Annotated in this window: 19 protein-coding genes; 7 read left to right on the forward strand and 12 right to left on the reverse strand. The window is 53.5% G+C overall.

The features are described 5' to 3' along the window. The first annotated feature begins 119 nt into the window (after positions 1–119). Together glmM and H6F46_RS08605 are read left to right on the forward strand one after the other, a co-directional pair. Positions 120–1,616, forward strand: coding sequence for a phosphoglucosamine mutase (glmM, locus tag H6F46_RS08600; protein WP_190354404.1), 1,497 nt, complete (start codon positions 120–122; stop codon positions 1,614–1,616). A 441-nt stretch (positions 1,617–2,057) separates the two neighbouring features. After that, positions 2,058–2,738: a hypothetical protein gene (locus H6F46_RS08605; protein ID WP_190354402.1), complete on the forward strand. Its 681-nt coding sequence runs from the start codon at positions 2,058–2,060 to the stop codon at positions 2,736–2,738. Between the two features lie 205 nt (positions 2,739–2,943). Here H6F46_RS08605 and H6F46_RS08610 read toward each other — a convergent pair whose 3' ends face one another. From H6F46_RS08610 to H6F46_RS08645, 8 genes are all read right to left on the reverse strand, one after another. Then, on the reverse strand, positions 2,944–3,873 hold the full coding sequence (locus H6F46_RS08610) for a hypothetical protein (protein ID WP_190354401.1): 930 nt from the start codon (positions 3,871–3,873) through the stop codon (positions 2,944–2,946). Continuing rightward, positions 3,870–4,325 carry a hypothetical protein gene (locus tag H6F46_RS08615; protein ID WP_190354399.1) on the reverse strand — a complete coding sequence of 152 codons (456 nt, stop codon included), beginning with the start codon at positions 4,323–4,325 and terminating at the stop codon, positions 3,870–3,872. Before H6F46_RS08615 ends, H6F46_RS08610 begins: the two co-directional genes overlap by 4 nt. Before the next feature lie 79 nt (positions 4,326–4,404). Further along, positions 4,405–5,022, reverse strand: a complete 618-nt coding sequence (locus H6F46_RS08620) for a hypothetical protein (RefSeq protein WP_190354397.1) — start codon at positions 5,020–5,022, stop codon at positions 4,405–4,407. Continuing rightward, positions 5,019–5,453, reverse strand: coding sequence for a DUF29 domain-containing protein (locus H6F46_RS08625; protein ID WP_190354395.1), 435 nt, complete (start codon positions 5,451–5,453; stop codon positions 5,019–5,021). Before H6F46_RS08625 ends, H6F46_RS08620 begins: the two co-directional genes overlap by 4 nt. Continuing rightward, entirely contained in the window at positions 5,450–5,713 is a 264-nt protein-coding gene (locus H6F46_RS19815; RefSeq protein ID WP_190354393.1) for a DUF2442 domain-containing protein, read from the reverse strand. The genes H6F46_RS08625 and H6F46_RS19815 overlap by 4 nt, the downstream gene beginning before the upstream one ends. Before the next feature lie 7 nt (positions 5,714–5,720). Further along, a complete protein-coding gene (locus H6F46_RS19545; protein ID WP_190354392.1) occupies positions 5,721–7,283 on the reverse strand; it encodes a CHAT domain-containing protein in 1,563 nt (520 codons plus the stop codon). Positions 7,284–8,762: 1,479 nt separating this feature from the next. Next, positions 8,763–9,170, reverse strand: a complete 408-nt coding sequence (locus H6F46_RS08640; protein ID WP_190354390.1) for a type II toxin-antitoxin system VapC family toxin — start codon at positions 9,168–9,170, stop codon at positions 8,763–8,765. After that, entirely contained in the window at positions 9,170–9,412 is a 243-nt protein-coding gene (locus H6F46_RS08645; protein WP_190354388.1) for a hypothetical protein, read from the reverse strand. Before H6F46_RS08645 ends, H6F46_RS08640 begins: the two co-directional genes overlap by 1 nt. Before the next feature lie 167 nt (positions 9,413–9,579). On the opposite strand from H6F46_RS08645, the gene H6F46_RS08650 reads away from it, so the two are divergent. The 4 genes from H6F46_RS08650 to H6F46_RS08665 all read left to right on the forward strand — a co-directional run bounded on the left by H6F46_RS08650 (position 9,580) and on the right by H6F46_RS08665 (position 11,355). Then, entirely contained in the window at positions 9,580–9,831 is a 252-nt protein-coding gene (locus tag H6F46_RS08650; RefSeq protein WP_190354529.1) for a UPF0175 family protein, read from the forward strand. Then, positions 9,806–10,297, forward strand: coding sequence for a DUF3368 domain-containing protein (locus tag H6F46_RS08655; protein WP_242027854.1), 492 nt, complete (start codon positions 9,806–9,808; stop codon positions 10,295–10,297). Before H6F46_RS08650 ends, H6F46_RS08655 begins: the two co-directional genes overlap by 26 nt. 172 nt (positions 10,298–10,469) lie before the next feature. Continuing rightward, a complete protein-coding gene (locus H6F46_RS08660; protein WP_190354386.1) occupies positions 10,470–11,036 on the forward strand; it encodes a Uma2 family endonuclease in 567 nt (188 codons plus the stop codon). Position 11,037: 1 nt separating this feature from the next. Further along, a complete protein-coding gene (locus H6F46_RS08665) occupies positions 11,038–11,355 on the forward strand; it encodes a nucleotidyltransferase family protein (RefSeq protein WP_190354384.1) in 318 nt (105 codons plus the stop codon). A gap of 88 nt (positions 11,356–11,443) precedes the next feature. Here the strand turns inward: H6F46_RS08665 and H6F46_RS08670 are convergent, their stop codons facing one another. Then, on the reverse strand, positions 11,444–13,183 hold the full coding sequence (locus tag H6F46_RS08670; RefSeq protein ID WP_190354382.1) for a hypothetical protein: 1,740 nt from the start codon (positions 13,181–13,183) through the stop codon (positions 11,444–11,446). Between the two features lie 344 nt (positions 13,184–13,527). Between H6F46_RS08670 and H6F46_RS08675 the strand changes: the two genes are divergently transcribed. Then, the gene (locus H6F46_RS08675; RefSeq protein ID WP_190404992.1) at positions 13,528–14,712 is read left to right on the forward strand and encodes a hypothetical protein; all 1,185 of its coding nucleotides are present in this window, start codon (positions 13,528–13,530) and stop codon (positions 14,710–14,712) included. 152 nt (positions 14,713–14,864) lie between these two features. Here the strand turns inward: H6F46_RS08675 and H6F46_RS08680 are convergent, their stop codons facing one another. The 3 genes from H6F46_RS08680 to H6F46_RS08690 all read right to left on the reverse strand — a co-directional run bounded on the left by H6F46_RS08680 (position 14,865) and on the right by H6F46_RS08690 (position 17,441). Beyond that, positions 14,865–16,052: an LL-diaminopimelate aminotransferase gene (locus tag H6F46_RS08680; protein WP_190354378.1), complete on the reverse strand. Its 1,188-nt coding sequence runs from the start codon at positions 16,050–16,052 to the stop codon at positions 14,865–14,867. A 34-nt stretch (positions 16,053–16,086) separates the two neighbouring features. Continuing rightward, positions 16,087–16,437 carry a co-chaperone YbbN gene (locus H6F46_RS08685; RefSeq protein ID WP_099531524.1) on the reverse strand — a complete coding sequence of 117 codons (351 nt, stop codon included), beginning with the start codon at positions 16,435–16,437 and terminating at the stop codon, positions 16,087–16,089. Between the two features lie 224 nt (positions 16,438–16,661). Beyond that, positions 16,662–17,441, reverse strand: coding sequence for a PspA/IM30 family protein (locus H6F46_RS08690; RefSeq protein WP_190354528.1), 780 nt, complete (start codon positions 17,439–17,441; stop codon positions 16,662–16,664). Positions 17,442–17,781: the final 340 nt, after the last annotated feature.

A 17,781-nucleotide genomic window follows, 5' to 3' on the forward strand; every position in this document is an offset into this window, starting at 1 on the left:
ACCGCTCGATCGGCCCGTGCTATCCTTCAGGCGAGTTGCGAACTATGTCGATCGTGCGGACGCGAGATCGATTTGGTGTGGAAAGCAACACAAACCCTTGGTGTGGAGTGAGCGCAATTATGGTTACGTCTCCTGTTCGGTTGGGTCGCGAATCGGGCGAACTCGGGTTGAACCAAAAACCCCAGGATTTGGAGCAACCAAGCTTGAATCTGAATCTGCATGGGTTGTCGCCCCTGGAAATTCCCGAGAGCGTGCCCCTGTTTGGAACCGACGGGATTCGCGGGCGTGTGGGTGAGGTGCTGACCGCGAGCTTGGCGCTGCATGTGGGCTATTGGGCCGGGCGTGTGTTTGCGGCGCGATCGGGCAAAGGGGCGATTGTCGTGGGCCAAGATTCCCGCAACTCCAGCGAAATGCTGGCGGCGGCCCTGACGGCGGGGCTGACGGCGGCCGGGCTGGAGGTGTGGAATGTGGGTCTCTGCCCGACTCCCTGCGTGGCCTATTTGGTGGAAGCGACCGGGGCGATCGGGGGCGCGATGATTTCCGCCAGCCACAACCCGCCCGGCGACAACGGCTTGAAGTTCTTCGGCCCCGATGGGCACAAGCTGGCCAAGGAAGCCCAACAACAAATTGAATCGGCCCTGCGTCACCACGTATTGCCCGGCTTGGAACCCGTGACCGGTTGCGGGCGCGGCTATTTCCGGCCCGAGCTGGTGCGCGGCTATGCGGTGTCCCTGGAACAAACCCTAGAGCAAGAGGGCTGGGGCGATCGCCCGTTGGCGGGTTTGAAGGTGGTGTTGGATACGGCTTGGGGAGCCAGCGCCAAGGTGGCCCCGGCGGTGTTTGAGGAGTTGGGCGCAACGGTGATCGTCCTGCACGGGGAACCGGACGGCGATCGAATTAATGTGAACTGCGGCTCAACTCACTTAGAGTCCCTGAAGGCGGCGGTGGTTGAGCATCAAGCGGATTTGGGTTTCGCCTTTGATGGGGATGCCGATCGCGTGTTGGCAGTGGATGGTCAAGGGCGCGTGGTCGATGGCGACTACATCCTCTATTTCTGGGGGCAAACCCTGCGATCGAGCGACAAGCTGCCGGAAGCGACGATCGTTTCGACGGTGATGGCTAACCTGGGCTTTGAGCGGGCTTGGCAAAAGCAGGGCGGCAACTTGATTCGCACGGCTGTGGGCGATCAATACGTGCAAAAGGCGATGCTCGATCGCGGCTACATGCTCGGCGGTGAGCAGTCGGGTCACATCCTTTGCCGCCACTATGCCGTTAGCGGCGATGGTACGTTGGTGGCGCTGCACTTGGCGGCCCTGGTGAAGCAGTCCGGGCGATCGCTCACCTCCTGGGTCGATGACAGCTTCCAGAAATATCCACAACTGCTGGAAAACGTGCGGGTTGAGGATCGCGCACGCCGGTTGGGCTGGCAAGATTGCACCCCCGTGGCCGAGGCGATCGCCCAGGCCGAAACCCAAATGGGCGATGCGGGCCGGATTTTGGTGCGGGCTTCGGGCACGGAGCCGGTGATTCGGGTGATGGTGGAAGCGGCTGAAGCGGATTTGGTGCGCCATTGGGCCGATCGCCTGGCCGCCGTGGTGCGATCGCACTTGAGCTAGGTTTCCAACGCGCGATCGGGTGGGTTAGTCCGGGCGATCGGCCCACCCGTTTCCTGTTGGTTTGCTGGGCGGGTTGTTACGTCAACCTTGAAGCCGCTGATCTATCCAACGTGCTCCAATTCAGTCCAGTTGACTCAAGTCTGAAAACCCCTGAGGTTCAACAAAATTCAACCCAAACTTTAGTAACCAAAGTCTCATTAATACTTAAAGTCTTAAAGTCAAAAACTTAAAATTTCAAAACCAAAATCATCAGACATTACAAAAAAGGTCTCCTCATTTTTATTGATTGGGTTAGTGCTTAACAGATCAACATATTTCCTGTGCAACCGGGCAGGTAATGCCTATCTTGATGGGAGTAGTTGTTCTGGATCTGAAATGATATTTTTCCGGCTAAAGATTACACAACAGAGACCGCCTCAAACCCAGCACCAAGCTAGCCCCATGAATTGGCAGCGGCTAGGGGAGTTCGTGGGCGGCCGTTGGGTTGTTGGGTTTGTGGTGGGACTGGCGATCGCGCTGCTGACGGCAACGGGACTGCAGGCCGCGCCACCTCCACCCGACTATTACCCTTTTCCCTTGAATGGTCGTTGGGAATATGCCACGACCAATGCAGCACAGGGCACAACGGGCAACTTGCTAATCAAGGTGATTGGGGCCGATCGCGACGGCTCGCAAATGCGCTACACCACTGAACAAGATTTAGGATTTGGGCCATCTAATTTGCTCTATCTCAAGGGTGAAGGTTGGGTCAAGGAAATTAAGTTTGTGTTGGCTCGTAATGGCATAACCAACGAAACGGTTAATGATCCAATCAAGCCCATTTTAAAAAATCCACCGAAGGTAGGCGATCAATGGTCTTGGGCTGGTCAGCAGGTGGGTGCAGCCACCACGAACGCCTCCGAATCCTTCAAGGCAGCGGCGGCGGAAGAGGTCACGGTTCCAGCGGGCAAATTTAATACAATTCGGGTGGAAATTACGGGAGAAAAAGCGGGAACAGCATTCCGCAAGGTGATGTGGTATGCCGATCGTGTTGGGCCAGTGAAGTGGCAAATTTGGGATGCCAGCAATGCGCTACAAACCACCACAGAGCTGAAGCGATACGAATTTCCCAAGGCTTCCTAGCCTTGCCCGATGACAGATTTGGCAGCCGCAACACGGGGCGATCGGGGGATTGAATGGTCATTATCCCCCTCGCCGTCAATTATTACGGGTCTGCGATCGTGCCCCAGCCTTTCGCCTACATTTGTTGCGATCGGGATCCGGGAGACAACTATGCTCGATCGCCTGAGATAGCAAAGCCATGAAATTAGTTTTCATGTGCGAATTTCTATTGATCAATTACTGGGGAAATTTCTGAAGTTGCAATGAATTGATAGGACTCTGGCAAAGTACCACGCCAAAGATATTGAGTTAACATCCGTCCGGCGGCCGGTTCTTGGTCTGCTTGCTTCGGAAAGGGTAATCGCAAAGCCTCGTAGAGCAAGCCACGATAGAGATCAAAACTCGCTTCGATCAAGTCGCCATAGGTTTTGGCCGCGGCGATCGCCCAGTGATAGGCAAAGCAAATTGAGAACAGGGCGATTAGTGCTGCCCACCAAGCCCAAAACGCCCAAATGAAAAATAACCAGCTCCAAATCCACAGCCGGGCCGTGGCATTCAGCTCGGCCCGCGCTGCCTGTAAATCTGCTTTGGCGGATTCAGGCAGCAACAGCCACAATCGCGGCCAACAAATTACTGCATCCAACCCATATTTATCGAGCGATCGCAACTCCGCCGCCCGCAAGATATTCCCCAACGGCGTGGGCATAACATCAATATCTTGGACAGGAAAATCACTGAGTTGGCGATCGAGTTTGACACGTAATTGGCGATCGCGACTGGTGAGTCTTGGGCGATTATCTAAGTCTTGAAATTGTGATTCAAGTTTTCCCTTGACCTTGATTTGCTGACGAATGAAGTGATCTTTAAACCCAGTAAAAATAGGATGCCAATAGCCCTCAAGGCCGCGTAGTGCCATCAGTTGAAACCGTTCCACTACGGCTGCTGAGGCGATCGCCCCGCCCAGCACGGCCACCAACAAAGCCAACTGTAATGGTTCCGGCTGTTTGGTGAACCAATCCGTGAAGGGTTGCCAGCCAAATCGCTGAATAACCGCCACTAAGCCCCCCGCCCAAAAGACAATGGCAGAAGTCAGCAGACTCGAAATCCACTGTTCTGCAACCTTGCCGCCTGCGCCTTCGAGTACCTTGGCAGTCATGGGTTCTCCTGCGCTGGATTAGACCGTAACTGCTGAAATTCAGCGATCGGGATTAGGGAAAGATTATGGGTTGGGCAACGGGGAATCGGTTGGCCAACGCTGCGCCGTGACCAGCGATAGTCGCCGTGGGGACAAATATATTTATCGGTCGCAACGTAGCTGGCATTCCCGGGAAGGGCTTCAAAACTTTTGCGTTGGTTGTTGGATGAGTCAATCAGAAAGGATTGCAGCCAAGTTTTTGTAGATTCATGTGTGTTTAGGTACTCTTCAATTTGAGTAGCGATCGCGCTGATGGTTTCGTAATGTAGATCGCGCAGATCAAAAGGTACTTGATTCAGCAGTTCAGCGAGGCGACTGTCTAGGCTTTTTGCAGTTTCGGGAGCCAACAAATCCGGTAATTCGCTGCGAATCGTGCGAGCAGCCTCAAATAAATCTTCGTCCGTGTAGAGCATCGGTTTCGAGGGCTTTAATCAAGACAGGTTAGAAGATGAATCAAATTGAGAATTTTAGTGTGGCATTTGTGATTCTGAGCTAATGCATTAGAATGCCAATCAAGACTCGGAGTAGATGTTCCAATTCCGTGAAGATTGAATAGAGGTTTAGATCTTGATAAATCACTTTTTTCTCAAAATCGAGCAACGAAAATTGCCAAATTTTCCCGATTGAAACAGCTCCCCAAAGTTGGGGTTTCAGAACTAAGCTTTCTTGGTTTTCTTGGGCAATTGCAATTAGCTCAACGGCGAGCTGCTTGAATCCGCGCTCTAGGTTTTCATCCTTGGCTTCAATCACGAGCAGGCGATCGCGTGACTGCAAAAAATAGTCGATCGAGCCTCGTAGTTGGTTACTGACTTCCACTGGATAACTAACCCGCAATTGACTATTGGTGGCCAGTACTACCTCCGTAAGCAAGGGTGCGATCAAAAACTCCCGCCGAGCCATTTCGTTATCCGCTCGAATCAGGTGCATGGTTTTTTTGAGCCGTAATTGTAGCGGCTCGATCGCCAAGGGCAATGATTCCGCTTGGGGTAATGTCAGCTCAGTTAGTTCAAAGCCATAGCCGAAATTTGCCAAAATTTCTTCAGGGTAGGCATTGAGCTTAAAGTAGTCGGAAAATAAACAGCTTTCCGGTAGCTTAATCGGTCGAATCATGGGCTGAATTCCAATTCATCTGACAAGATAAACTCCAACGTAAATGGCGAAGTTTCGGGCAATATAGAATCAGCAAGGTTAGTTTCTTGAATGGCTAGATCGCGCCCGTCAGGATAGGCTTCGGCAAAAGCTTCGGATAAAAAAGGTTTGAGACTAGGGTTACTTTTCAAGAGTCGCTGAATGCGTCGCCGCTGCTCACGGATCGTGCCGATCCAGGAGTTGGTTCGCATCTCAGGCTGATAGCGCCATTTCAAGAGATGACCAATCAGAACACCTAAGCGGTTGACGAGCTGTTCGCGTTCTTGGCGACCCATGGCGGCGAGTTCTTCGATTAAATTTGGGAGGTCGATCGCCCCGAAATCACGATTTTGGAGCAGCGCGATTTGCTCCTGTGTCCAAGCATAAAAGTCGCGATCGTAGGTGGTGTTCATGCTGACAGTGGCTGGGCTGTGATCGGTACAGGGATAGAGTCTAGATAAAGCGTGTCTGGGCAAATATCTTGCTCATTGGGCCAAGTAACTGTGCCATTGAACACCTTGACTTTCCGAAAATAAGCTTCGTCCCTGAGTTCCTGAAACACGCCAAAATCTAAGAGCGATAAGCAATCATAAGCTCGCACTTCTTGATTGGTGAACTGAATTTCAAGTGTGTAATTGCTGCGTGGAATAACGCTGTGGACTCGGGGATTCATGTCTGGATTATATGCCGGTGTAGCTGAAGCCTGCCCAGTAGTAGGGGTGGGTAAATGGGTGTTCAGCTCCTCGCAACCCGATGCCTGTGAGCTGGCGAATTTCGGCAAGGGTGGCGGCGCGGAGCCATTGTTGCGCTTGGCGGAGAGCGTCGGGTGGGGTGAGGTGGTGGTTGCGCCAGAGGTCGTAGAACTTGGTGAGCAGGATTGCGGTGCTGAGGTCGCTCACGGCCCAGAGGGAGGCGATCGCCCCGGCCACGCCTGCTTGCAACAATCCGACGGGCAAGCCGATCGCCTCGTCGGCTAAGTCCAGGCCGGGGAGGCCTGTTTCGCAGGCGGAAAGGATGGCCAGCCGGATGCCATGTTTGTTGCCTTCGGTGAGCTTGAGGGCAAACAGCTCGCGCAGGGTCAGCAGGTTGTCGTTCATCAGCAGTCCGCTGTTGAGGGGTTCGTTGAAGTCAACGGTTCCGTGGCAGGAGAAATGGACGATCGCCTGTTGACCCAGGTTGGCGGCAACGGTGGCGGTGGTGGCTTTTTCGTGCCGTAGGACGGTGGGGCGGGGAAAGGTTTTGACGGCGGCCAGGACTTCCCGTTCGGAGCTGGGGAGGTCTTGGCGGGGATTGTCGATCGCCAGGATTGAATCGAGGTGGCTGTCGGGGAATCGCTGGGCGATATTGCTCCGCAAGGCATTCGCCACCGCGCGGGCGGCTACGAGGGATTGGGCGTTGGGGGCGTAGGTGAAGGTCAGCTCATCAAGGGCGTAGCGGCGGCCGGTGGGGCGGTTGGGGTCGGGTGTCCAGGCGGCATGGAGGGGCAACAACCCGAGCAAGCCGGTGGGAATCAGGATCGCTTGGGTGTGGTTGTGTTGTTTGAGGCGATCGATCAGGGGAGCCATGAGCGGATCCCACAGTTGGCGGGTTCCCTGGTCGATCGCCTCCAGCCAGCCGGGGAAGTCGTTGCGTTGATTTCGGGAGGCGTTGAGCCAGGTTTGCACCAAGTCGGTGAGGGTGGCTTCGGGGAACGCATCGAGCCAGAGCGGGTCGATCGCCTGGGGGGTGGCGATTAGGGCGAGGCTACCGTTGGGGGTGGGAATCAGGTAGACGGTGGGTGCTTCGGTGCTGAGGTTTTGTTGAATCTCTGCGAGGCTGGGTGCTTGCAGGAAGGTTTCATAGCCGGGGACTTGGCGAATTTGGGCGATCGCCTCGGTCAAGTCCTGGCGGAGTTTTTGGGCTTCGTTGCGGTGTTGTTCGGGGGTGATGGCTTGGCGATCGCGGACTTGCTGTTCGCGTTGGAGGCTTTCCAGGTTTTGCAGTTGGTTGGTGATGTCGCGATAGCGATCGAACAGGTCGGGGCGCTGTTGTTGGAGTTGTGCGAGGTCGGCGCGATCGCGTTGGAGTCGTTCGCTGAGGCCCCGGGCGCGGCCGCGTTCGATCGTTTCGAGTGCTTTGGCGAGTTGACCGGTTTTGGCGTAGGCGTAGGCAGCTAAGCGTGGGACACGGCCATTTTTGCGTAACTCAGAAGCTTGACTACTGAGAAGAAAACACTCTGTTGTATAGAGCTGGTTTGATGCCACTAAAACTTTTTCATAAGATTCAGCAGCATTTTTCCATTGGAGATTTTGAAAGAATAGATGTCCTAAGTTTCGTGCTGTTTGACAATAAGTAGCTGGAGAAATTTCTATTTTTCTCAAATCCAAAGCTTTTTGATACCATTCAATGGCTTTTGAAAGCTGATCTGTTTCTCCATTTTTATAAAACAAATCATATGCGACCCCCAGATTGTTATAGATGACAGCCAGCTCTTGTGAAAAACCTGTATTCACAAAAAGACTCAGAGATTTCTTGGCAGATTCAATCAATTTTATGGCAACTGTAGTTTTTTCTTCTTGAGTTATAGAAGAAAGATTTAACAGTGCTGTATAGCTATCAGAAAGATTTACAAGCGCTATTGCCCAAGCATTGGAGCTTCCCCAATCTTGCAATGATGCACTGAGTATATTTTCATAAATTTTTATCGCTTTATAAATATACCTTTCTCCTTTATTTTTATATAGCAAGGCTAGATTGTTTTGAATTCTCAACCATATCGTATTTTCGCCCAGCTTCTGTGCAACTTGTGATGCAGATTCATACATTACCAAGACTTGATCAAAAACATCGATATCTTTTTCTTTGCCCCATAGCTTTAGAGCAGTCGCCAAGTTGTATTGCGTTATTACCCATTGATTAGGATAGTCTTTGATTGTTCTTACAGTTAAAGAATCTTGATAAAGACAAATCGCTGACTCTAAGTTATTTAGAGGATCTCCTGAGATTCTATTCTGATATGCCAATCCAAGAGTATTACAAGCCATTGCCCAGTCGAGAAGAAAGTTATCTTTTGTGAATATTTTGAGACTGAGTGTAATGCACTGAATAGCAACTTCAACTCTGAAACGAGGGTTTGAAGTCCTAGCATCTATCATTTTACGTCCAAAATTATAGAAAATTGTTGCGATGAACTCATGTTCACTGATTGAGGATTTATGAATGCATTCATTGAATATAACTGGTAATTCTAGGACTGCATATTCATAATTGAAGTCTGGATCGTCATCCAATGCATCATGAAATAATGTGTCTTCAGTTTGAGATGCAGTGGTTTGCAATAAAGCAAGTCGAAGAGCGGATGAGGTTTTGATGATTGGGTTGGCTGTTTCACAAGAAGATTCTTTTAAAAAGAGGCTGCAAGCCTCCTCAAGAATTTCTAATAAATTATTAGGCTGGGAATCAATGTGCTGGCTTTGAACAATCATAAGTTTGAGGTTTTTCCAGAAACCTATGTTTATCAGATTTGAATTTTGATGTAACACAGACTCCACTTCATCTGGTTTATGTAGAATTAACCAGACAAGATTCCGATATATCTGAAGTCGTTGCTTGTCCATGAATTCGCTTCAATCCCTCGGTGGATAGTCACCAAAATGCTGCCCCAGACCTAGTACAGCAAACTACGAACTAGCAATGCTAATGCGACAAAAAACTGCTGAGTTCTAGTAACACTTCAGTAACCCTTAAGCTGACTGTCGCCAATTTTCAACCACCAGCCCAGGAACTCGCTCAAACTCTCGCTGATTAGCCGTCACCATAATTAATTGATGTGCAAGCGCCGTCGCCGCAATTAACACATCATAAGCCCCGATCGGCTGACCCTGCGATTTTAAAATAGCCCGAACTTCAGCCGCTCGTTCCGCTTCAGCAAGCCCAAACGGCAATATAGTTACCGATGAAATAATGCTGGTAACTACTGGTTCAACTTTGCTCGATCGTTGTGGATTAATCGCTAAACCATACCGCAACTCCATCACCGTAATTGCCGAAATTGCAATATCTGTCGGTGAAGTGTTCTGAAATCGAAATATTGTTGCCGCATCACCCTTAATAAAGTCACTGATGACGCAAGTATCCAAAAGATAACGCATCAAAATAACTCTATTTCTTGGGGATCAATCAACTCGCTGCGATAGGACTCAAACTCAGGAAAATCGGGAGTTGGCTCATAAGATAAAACAGCCTCCGGCCACTGAGTCGTGATAACTGGTGGCATCTGGACTAGCTGCCGAAGAATCTGTAGCACAATCAACGGCAAAGGGAGATTAGCCTGGGCCGCTTGGCGCAGCAAATACCCCTCCAAATCCGGCGGCAAAGTAATCGTGATTTGCATCGACAACCTCCAAACCGTGAATGTATCCCCAACCTCGACAGCGGCAACCCAAGTCCTCACTATTTTAGCCAACCGCTACCGGCGATCGCCCTGCCTCCCTCCTTTCAGCGGTGCTAAGATCGCCGCAAACCACAGACCAACAGGCAGCAGGCGATCGCCCAAAAATCATGGGACTACAACTCTCAATTCCCGATTCAATTGTTCAAGCCATTCGCCTACCAGAACCCCGCATCGAGCGTGAACTACGGCGCGAACTCGCGATCGCCCTCTATGCCCAAAACCTGCTGGCCTTCGGTAAAGCTCGCGAACTTGCTGAAATGGATAAATACGACTTCGGCCAACTGCTTGCCCAACGCGGAATTCTGCGACATTACAGCCATGAAGAACTAGACGATGACCTCGCTTATGCTAGTCGTTAGCAACACCTCGCCAATTTTGAACTTGGCCATCATTAATCACCTTTTTCTTTTGCAACAGCAATTTGGCAAAGTCCTCATTCCCAAAGCTGTTGTAGAAGAACTAAAAATCAGCGAAAATCGTCCTGGGTCTGCGATTATTCAAGACGCGATCGCCTCAGGATGGATTGAAGTTCAAGAAGCTCACGATCAGTCCTTGACTCGACTGCTAAAGCAAACTCTCGATCAAGGAGAATCCGAAGCAATTTCCCTCGCGCTAGAACTCAACGCTGACTGGATACTCTTGGACGAGCGAGAAGGTCGAAAAACAGCTAAATCTTTGGGATTGCAAGTAACAGGTATTTTGGGAATTTTGCTCCGAGCGGAACAAGACGGTCAGCTTGAATCCTTGCCAGTAGCAATCAACAATCTTATTCATCAAGCTGGTTTTCGGATTGCTCCAGATTTACTCAAACGAATATTGGAGTGAAATCAGATTATTTAGACTAAGAGGATATTTCAAAAGCCGGAATTGACCTCCTGCCTGCCCCAGTGATCGTTGAAAACAAGGGGCTTAAGCCCCTTGCTCCCCACGATTTTTGTTATCGACATTATATTTAGCTCCCTTTGAACCACATTCAACCGACCCAGCAATAACCCCCATGGTTGCCAATGCTGACCCGAAAAATCGGTGGACAACCGCCGATTTAGAATTCTTCCCCAACACCGGCGATCGCTACGAAATCATCGACGGAGACCTATACGTGACCCGCGCCCCCCACTGGAAACACCAGCGAGTTTTAACGCGCCTCTGTCGATCGCTCCCCACCCAGGATGTAGACAACCGTACCGGAGAAGCTTTGCAAACACCGGGGCTGATTTTTGCGGGAGAACAAAACGTCATTCCGGATCTAATTTGGATTAGTGACGAGCGAGCCGCAAGCTGTGTTGATGAGGCCGGTCATTTCACAGCGGCTCCCGAGCTGATCGTTGAGGTCGCTTCCCAGTCCTCCCAAGATATTGCGCGCGATCGCCAGGTGAAATTAAAGCTCTATTCCCGCGTCGGTGTGCGGGAATATTGGATCGTGGATTGGCAACAACAAACCGTTGAGATTTATCGGCGATCGCAAGCCCGTTTAGAGCTGGTCTTTACCCTCTTTGCCGAAGACGAATTAACCTCGCCCTTATTTGCTGACTTTACCCTCAAGGTCGCCGATATTTTTAGCTAGTATGATTTCAATTAACCGCCTTGCAATTTCTGAGGAGCAATTAACCGAGGTCTGTCGGCAATGGAAAATTGCTGAACTAGCTCTGTTTGGTTCTATTTTGCGAGAAGACTTCCGAGAAAATAGCGATATTGATTTGTTGATTTCCTTCGCACCCGATGCGCCTCAGGGGTTGTTGACCCTCGCTAGAATCAAGCATCAACTCGAAGAGCTGCTTAATCGCCCTGTTGATCTGGTCATCAAAGAGGCAATTCAAGAAGGTGATAACTGGATTCGTCGCCAAGAAATTTTGGATACTGCAGTCAGTATTTATGAATCGTGATGATGCCTATTTACTTGATATTTTGAATGCCATTAATCGAGCTAGGAGCCTTAATCATGCCGCTGATTGAAGCGCATGAAAATACGCCCTAGGGTTGTGATGGAAGTTGCAAAATACAGCGAGAATCGAGCAGTTGAAGGCGCTTGTTTTCGAGGACAGAACAGGGAGCGATCGCCCGTTCCAAAGCTGGAGTTTCACCGCGATCGAGCCGATCGCTCACGTCTTGGATGAGCGGCTGAAATTGCTGTAACCAAGTGTTATCTGCCAAGTCAGACTTTGAGAGTGACCAGGGTTCTAATAACCAAAAATCCACTTGATATTTCCGCAAAAAAGCTTGCACCTCCGATAGGTTACTGGTGTATTGAGCGCGGATAGTGTCCTCAATGCGTTGGCGCAAAACTCGGTAATAGCCCCAATGGTAAGGCAGGGCGAACTCGCGGCTGGCGAGAATCGATCGCCGGGCAAAGATCGGAATGAAATCCGCTTCCTTGGATAGAGAAACCACTAGGGTGTCCTTCGGTTGTTTTTGCAGAAATTCATAGACTTCGGCCATGCGTCCTTCCATTTGCAATTGGCTGGACACGGCCAAGTTAGGAACCATGGGCACAACGATCGACAGGCTGAGAACGAGGCTCACCAGGGGCCAGAACCAGCGCGGTTTTTGGGATTGGGTGGCTTGCATTTGCCGATCGAGCCACAGGCCCAGGGCGATCGCCCCCGCCACTGGCAACACCACCCGCAAGGGCACATAGCCATAGCGATTGGGTAAATACAACCGAAACAGCAGGGCATGGGCCGCGAGGAACAGACCCAACCCACCCCAAACCCAATCCCCCAGCAGGGCTAAGTGAGGCGAAAGGCGACTGGCTAGGGGAAATTGACGGGCGCGAGCGGCCCGGCTCAACCAACGGGGCAAGGCCAAGGCCGCCAGGGCGATCGGGGGCACAAATCCCACCCACAGAAAGCCGCTACGGGGGGCAAACAGCCAAAAAATGAGCGGATTGGGGTGAAAAAAGAACGATCGCCCGTATTCATTGCCCACAAAGTTAAATTCCGGCAGGGCGGCGGCTTGGGATCGGCTGATTACGGGGCCAAAATCGCTGCTGGTGAACAGTTCCGGCAACAACACCGCAATGGCCATGGCAATGCCCCCGATCGCCAAGCGCCAGTCCAGGGGAGTCAGGGCTTCGGGATGCGATCGCCCCCGACGGGTGGCCCACCAGCGCCGACCCAAATTCACAGTCAGGGCCGCCGCCGCCACCACCGCCACCATCGGATAAAACAAACCGCTGAGGGCGATCGCCCCTAAACAGCCCCAGAGCGATCGACTCAGCAGCGCATCCATCACCGCCAACACCAGGGGCGTGGCAAAGGCTCGCGGCGTGGATGAGGCCAAATCATCCTCCATCCACAGGCTTTGATTCACCAAAATGCAGCCCAGCAGGGCCACCCACGGCACGGGCAACAGCCGAATCATCACGCGCCAGGTCAGCGCCGTGGTCACCAGCCCCAAAATCACCGGCCAATATTTACTGACCGTTAGGGGATCCCAGCCGAGGAGGGCCGCGCCGTGATAGAGCCACTGATAGCCCAGGGGAGCAACGGATTGGTAATAGTCAGCGATCCAGTCGCCGGGAAAGAGACCCGGATCCAGGTAACGAAAGGCCCAAAACACATGCTGGCGCACATCGTCTTGCACGATATAGGGATTGCGTGTGGCCCACTGCACCGACTGCCAGCCATAAAACAACGCCATGGCTCCACTGAGCACCATGCTCCAGCGCCGATCGCCCGATCGCGCCCCTATCCAAGCCCATGCGTTTTTCATCCAACCAAACCTTTCGGGATTCCCAGCAACTGATCAGCCAGAAGCCACCCTAAACCAAGGTTGGGCCGTTTGGGGCGATCGCTGGTGTCGGTTCTCCGTTTGGGTAATGGCGAATTGAGGGGGCGGGCCCCAGCGACAGAGGGGCTTTGGGGTTGGGCCCTGGCTGCAGGGTTGCCAGACCCGATAGAATGAAAGCAGTAATTGTTACCTAAAACTGGGCCATCGCTCCAAGGCTCGTTCTCGTCTAGGGTTTTCGCTCGCTTCTCCGCCGTCTCTGTCCAGCGGCTCTCGTTCAGCCTCCCCAACCCCGACCGACGCTCCAACCACTCTCTGATCCTGCTCCGGTGACCCTAACTATGTCCGAGCATCACCATCACTCATCGGGCCATCACCCATCGAGCCATCACCCGGCGGGTCATCATGGCCACAAGGCGCACTCAGGAACCCATGAGCCAGGAACCCATGAGGGTTGGGTGTCGCAACTGCGCGAAACCTTCAGCCTAACGCTGGTGCTGAGAAATCTGCGCTGGTTGGGTGAACCCTTCATCTGGTTGCCGGCCATGGCGATTTCGATGGCGACCTTGGGGGCTTGGGTTTTTTGGAAAAATCCCGATCGCTGGACTAATGCCGAACCTGAGCCAGACAAGGTGGATTGGCTCTCGATTCTGGAGTCCCAACCCGATGATGATTCGGTGGCGGCTGATATTGACTCGTCTAATGTGTTGGCAACGGAGCTAACCCTGCCCCAAAACCAGCGCCGGAACAATCGCAATAACCGCGATCGCCAGAATGAAGAAAAAACGGCGAACAATACCAACTCTGAGCTGGCGGATATTTTGCAGTTGCTCAGTGGCGGTTCGGCGGGCCCCGTGGGCAGTCGATCGCGCGGTGGCGAGGGCAGCGGTTTGGCCCCAAGGGCGGTGAATCAATTTTTGAACAATGACCCTCGGGCTGCCAGTGCCAATGGCAGCACCTACAGCGTGGGGGGAAGCTCGACCATGCTCAATGGCAATGGGACAACCACCGGCCAGCCCGTGAGTCCCCTGCAAGCGGCGCTCGATCGCCTCTACCTCAACAACGGTGATGGCAGCAGCGATTCCAGCGGCACAACCCCCACCACCAGCCCTAACACCACCACTCCGACGGTTCCCGTGACGGGTTCCAGCGGCACAACTTCCACCATCGGCAGCGGCACAACCAATCCCGCGCTACCGAATGTGGCGGTTCCCAATGCCGGGGCCGGCAATGTGAACTATGGCGGCTTTGGCAGCCCCACCGGTTATCCCAGCTATGGTTCTGGCCCGGCAACGGCGGGCAGCACCTTGCCCAAAATCCCAACGGCTCCGATGCCGGGCTATGGTTCCACGGGTTCCGGTGTGCCCTTAAACGCCGGTTACAACACGGTTCCCAACAGCCCCGCGATCACCCCGCCGCCCAGCCAGCCGACCGTGGCTCCGGAACCCGTGACGCAGCCATCCCAATCCAACATCGGTGGGCGACCGGTGCGCACTTTCAGCAATCCTTGGTAGGGACTGAGGGCGAAAAATTGGTCTATGTATTGATCTAATGTGTATTGATCTACTGTTGACCTACTTTTGACTGGTTTTCGAGCAGCTTTCGAGCAGTCGATCACTCAGGTCAACCTCTGCGGTTAGCCCTGGCAATCGGCTGGTGAAGCGGTCTATGCAGACGCGGCAGTTTTGAGAGTAGTTTTGAGAAAGGCGGCGATGCGATCGACCGAAAGCGCCAACTGTTCCGGGGTTTGCACCAGCGCAAAACGCACATAACCTTCGCCGGAAGGGCCAAAGCCCACCCCCGGGGCCACGGCGATTCCCGTGGCAGCCACCAGTTGCTTACAGAATTCGATCGACTGGTTTTCCCAAGGCGGCGGCAACTTAGCCCAGGCGAACATAGTTGCTTGGGGCGTTTCCAGGGGCCAACCAATCCGATTCATGGCAGCCACAAACGCATCCCGGCGATCGCGAAAAATGGCTAACCGTTCTTGCACATCGGCTTGGGGCCCCTGAAGCGCTGCGATCGCCCCCCTCAAGATGCCCTGGTATTGGTTAAAGTCCACGGCGGCCTTGACACTGCGCAGGGCCGAAATCAGGTCGCGGTTACCGATGGCATAGCCCGCCCGAAAGCCGCCCATGTTGAAGGCCTTGGACAGGGTGAAAAACTCGATCGAAACCGTCTTTTCTGGATCCGCTTGCAGCACCGACGGCGGGCGATCGCCAAAGGCCATCCCGTCGTAAGCAAAGTCATGAATCAACACCATGCCGTGCTGCTGACAAAACGCCACCGCCCGCCGGAAAAAGTCCAGGTTAGCCACCGCTGTGGTTGGGTTGTGGGGATAGTTCAGCACCATCAGCCGTGCCCGATCGACCACGGCCGGCGGAATTTGGTCAAACTGGGGCAAATAGCCATGTTTTGCCAGTAGCGGCATCGGATAAACCTCACCACCCGCCAAATGCACACCGCCATAGTGGGAGGGATAGCCCGGATCGCCCAACAGGGCCACATCCCCCGGGTTTAAAACCGCCAGGGGTAAGTGAGCGGTTCCTTCCTGGGAGCCAATTAAGGCCAGCACTTCCGTTTCCGGGTCGATCGCCAGGCCAAATTGCCGTTCGTAGCGATCGGCCACCGCCTGTCGGAAGTCCGCCGTATTGCGAAAGAGTTGGTAGCCGTGGGTGCTGGGATCCTGAAGCGCTTCCCCGATCGCCGCCAGCACGTGGGGCGAAGTGGGCAAGTCCACCGATCCCAGCGATAAATCCACAATCTCGTGGGTTTCAGCCGCCGCAGCCTTCGCCCGATCCATTTCCGCAAACACGTTAAATTGCAGCGGTTTTAGTCGATCGGCAAATTGCATGGATTGAAGCCTCAGGATGCTGCTGCGATGATCCTCAAACCGCGCTGGGCACTGCACCCACATGCGGCTTGAGGAAATCCGCCAACTTCTCCTTGGTCAGGGCCCCTTCGCTGGTGTCCAGCAATTGGCCATCCTGAAACAGTCGCAGGGCGGGCACCCCTTCCACCTGGCAATGTTTGACGCTGACAGGGTTAGGATCCACTTCCAATTTCACGATCTGGAGCCGATCGCCCCAGGTGGTCGCCGCCCATTCCACACTCGGACTCATCAACCGGCAAGGCCCACACCAAGATGCCCAAAAATACGCTAAAACGGGCGTTCCCGAGGCTCCCAGCACGTCGCTTTCAAATTCGGCATCCGAAATGACTCGCACTTGACTCACGATCGTTGTCCTTGCTTCTGAAAATTCGCCTTTTGCATCTTAAATCCACAGGTGTCTTGGCGGTAAGGGCAATATTAAGGGCAATATTTCGAGGGGGCGGCCGCCTGCGGGTTAGGTCGCAAAATGCGTTGATTCACCACTGCATGGGCAATGCCACAGGGGCGCACGGCCGCACGCCCCCACCCGGACTCGATCGCGGTTTTGGCTTGATGGTTTTAGTGTCCTGCCTAATTGGTGTCGTTGAGCTGGCGGCGCAGGGCTTCCAACTCGGCATCGATCGCCGCGTCTTTTGCCTCCGTAGCTGGTGCGGCATTGCTGGCCGGCAGGGCCCCCGCTGGCGTTGAGGAACCACCCAACATTTGCGCCTTCATTGCCGCCAGTTCATCATCCACATCGCTACCGGCTTCCAGGGATGCAAATTGTTGCTCCAACGAAACGCCGCTCAGTTCCAACGCTGCCGTGGAGCGGGCTTCCATTTCCAGCACCTTTTCTTCCATCCGCTCAAAGGCGGACATGGCGCTGCCGGTGTTCATGGAGCTGAGGGCCCCTTGCAGTTGCTCGTTGGCCTTGGCGGCTTGGGCCCGGGCCTTGAGCATGTCTTTCTTGGTTTTGGCTTCCGAAATCTTCCCTTCCAGGGCGATCAGGTTGCGCTTGAGCTGATCCACCATCCCCACTTGCTGATCCAGTTGGCCCTTGAGGGCGGTGGCGGCTTCTGCCTGCACCTTTTTGCGGTTGAGGGCTTCGCGAGCCAAGCTTTCATCGCCTTTTTGCAGAGCCAGTTGGGCGCGTTGTTGCCACAGGTTGGCCTCACTTTGGGCCTGGTTATATTGCTGCTGAATTTTTTGTTGAGCGGAGATCGCCCGGGCAACGGCCTGGCGCATTTGCACCAGGTCTTCTTGCATGTCGATGATCGATTGCTCAAGGATTTTTTCGGGATCCTCGGCTTTGTTCACAAGGTCGTTGACATTGGCCCGAATCAGGCGGCTGACGCGATCGAAAAGGCCCATGACGGTGGCTCTCCTGCTGGTTAAATCGGGGAAGCGATCGGGATTGGGAAGCTTGGCCCCAAGGCCAACTGCTTTATCCAAACTACCAACTCCATCGGTCAACGGCCGCGTGATCAAGCCCGGCAGTTGCGATCGTCCTATTAGCCTAGATACCGAAAATCAGCAGCCCATGGCAAGTTCGGTTAGCTCTCCCGCCGTGATCGGCTATTGGGGGGCTGAGGGGCCCGGGCCCTGTGCAATTGCCCAAAACCGGGGATTTTGGCGGCTAGGAGGTTTGGGAATCGCCGCTGGGAATCGCTGCCGGGAATTGCCCGAGGGCGGATTTGTGATGCTGCTGAAT

Source organism: Limnothrix sp. FACHB-1083, from assembly GCF_014696485.1.
GTDB lineage: Bacteria > Cyanobacteriota > Cyanobacteriia > CACIAM-69d > CACIAM-69d > CACIAM-69d.

Excerpts from the sequence above, each read along its gene's own strand:
- glmM (WP_190354404.1), top strand. The coding sequence starts at position 120 with ATGGTTACGTCTCCTGTTCGGTTGGGTCGCGAATCGGGCGAACTCGGG.
- H6F46_RS08605 (WP_190354402.1), top strand. The coding sequence starts at position 2,058 with ATGAATTGGCAGCGGCTAGGGGAGTTCGTGGGCGGCCGTTGGGTTGTT.
- H6F46_RS08610 (WP_190354401.1), bottom strand. The coding sequence starts at position 3,873 with ATGACTGCCAAGGTACTCGAAGGCGCAGGCGGCAAGGTTGCAGAACAG.
- H6F46_RS08615 (WP_190354399.1), bottom strand. The coding sequence starts at position 4,325 with ATGCTCTACACGGACGAAGATTTATTTGAGGCTGCTCGCACGATTCGC.
- H6F46_RS08620 (WP_190354397.1), bottom strand. The coding sequence starts at position 5,022 with ATGATTCGACCGATTAAGCTACCGGAAAGCTGTTTATTTTCCGACTAC.
- H6F46_RS08625 (WP_190354395.1), bottom strand. The coding sequence starts at position 5,453 with ATGAACACCACCTACGATCGCGACTTTTATGCTTGGACACAGGAGCAA.
- H6F46_RS19815 (WP_190354393.1), bottom strand. The coding sequence starts at position 5,713 with ATGAATCCCCGAGTCCACAGCGTTATTCCACGCAGCAATTACACACTT.
- H6F46_RS08640 (WP_190354390.1), bottom strand. The coding sequence starts at position 9,170 with ATGCGTTATCTTTTGGATACTTGCGTCATCAGTGACTTTATTAAGGGT.
- H6F46_RS08645 (WP_190354388.1), bottom strand. The coding sequence starts at position 9,412 with ATGCAAATCACGATTACTTTGCCGCCGGATTTGGAGGGGTATTTGCTG.
- H6F46_RS08650 (WP_190354529.1), top strand. The coding sequence starts at position 9,580 with ATGGGACTACAACTCTCAATTCCCGATTCAATTGTTCAAGCCATTCGC.
- H6F46_RS08655 (WP_242027854.1), top strand. The coding sequence starts at position 9,806 with ATGACCTCGCTTATGCTAGTCGTTAGCAACACCTCGCCAATTTTGAAC.
- H6F46_RS08660 (WP_190354386.1), top strand. The coding sequence starts at position 10,470 with ATGGTTGCCAATGCTGACCCGAAAAATCGGTGGACAACCGCCGATTTA.
- H6F46_RS08665 (WP_190354384.1), top strand. The coding sequence starts at position 11,038 with ATGATTTCAATTAACCGCCTTGCAATTTCTGAGGAGCAATTAACCGAG.
- H6F46_RS08670 (WP_190354382.1), bottom strand. The coding sequence starts at position 13,183 with ATGAAAAACGCATGGGCTTGGATAGGGGCGCGATCGGGCGATCGGCGC.
- H6F46_RS08680 (WP_190354378.1), bottom strand. The coding sequence starts at position 16,052 with ATGCAATTTGCCGATCGACTAAAACCGCTGCAATTTAACGTGTTTGCG.
- H6F46_RS08690 (WP_190354528.1), bottom strand. The coding sequence starts at position 17,441 with ATGGGCCTTTTCGATCGCGTCAGCCGCCTGATTCGGGCCAATGTCAAC.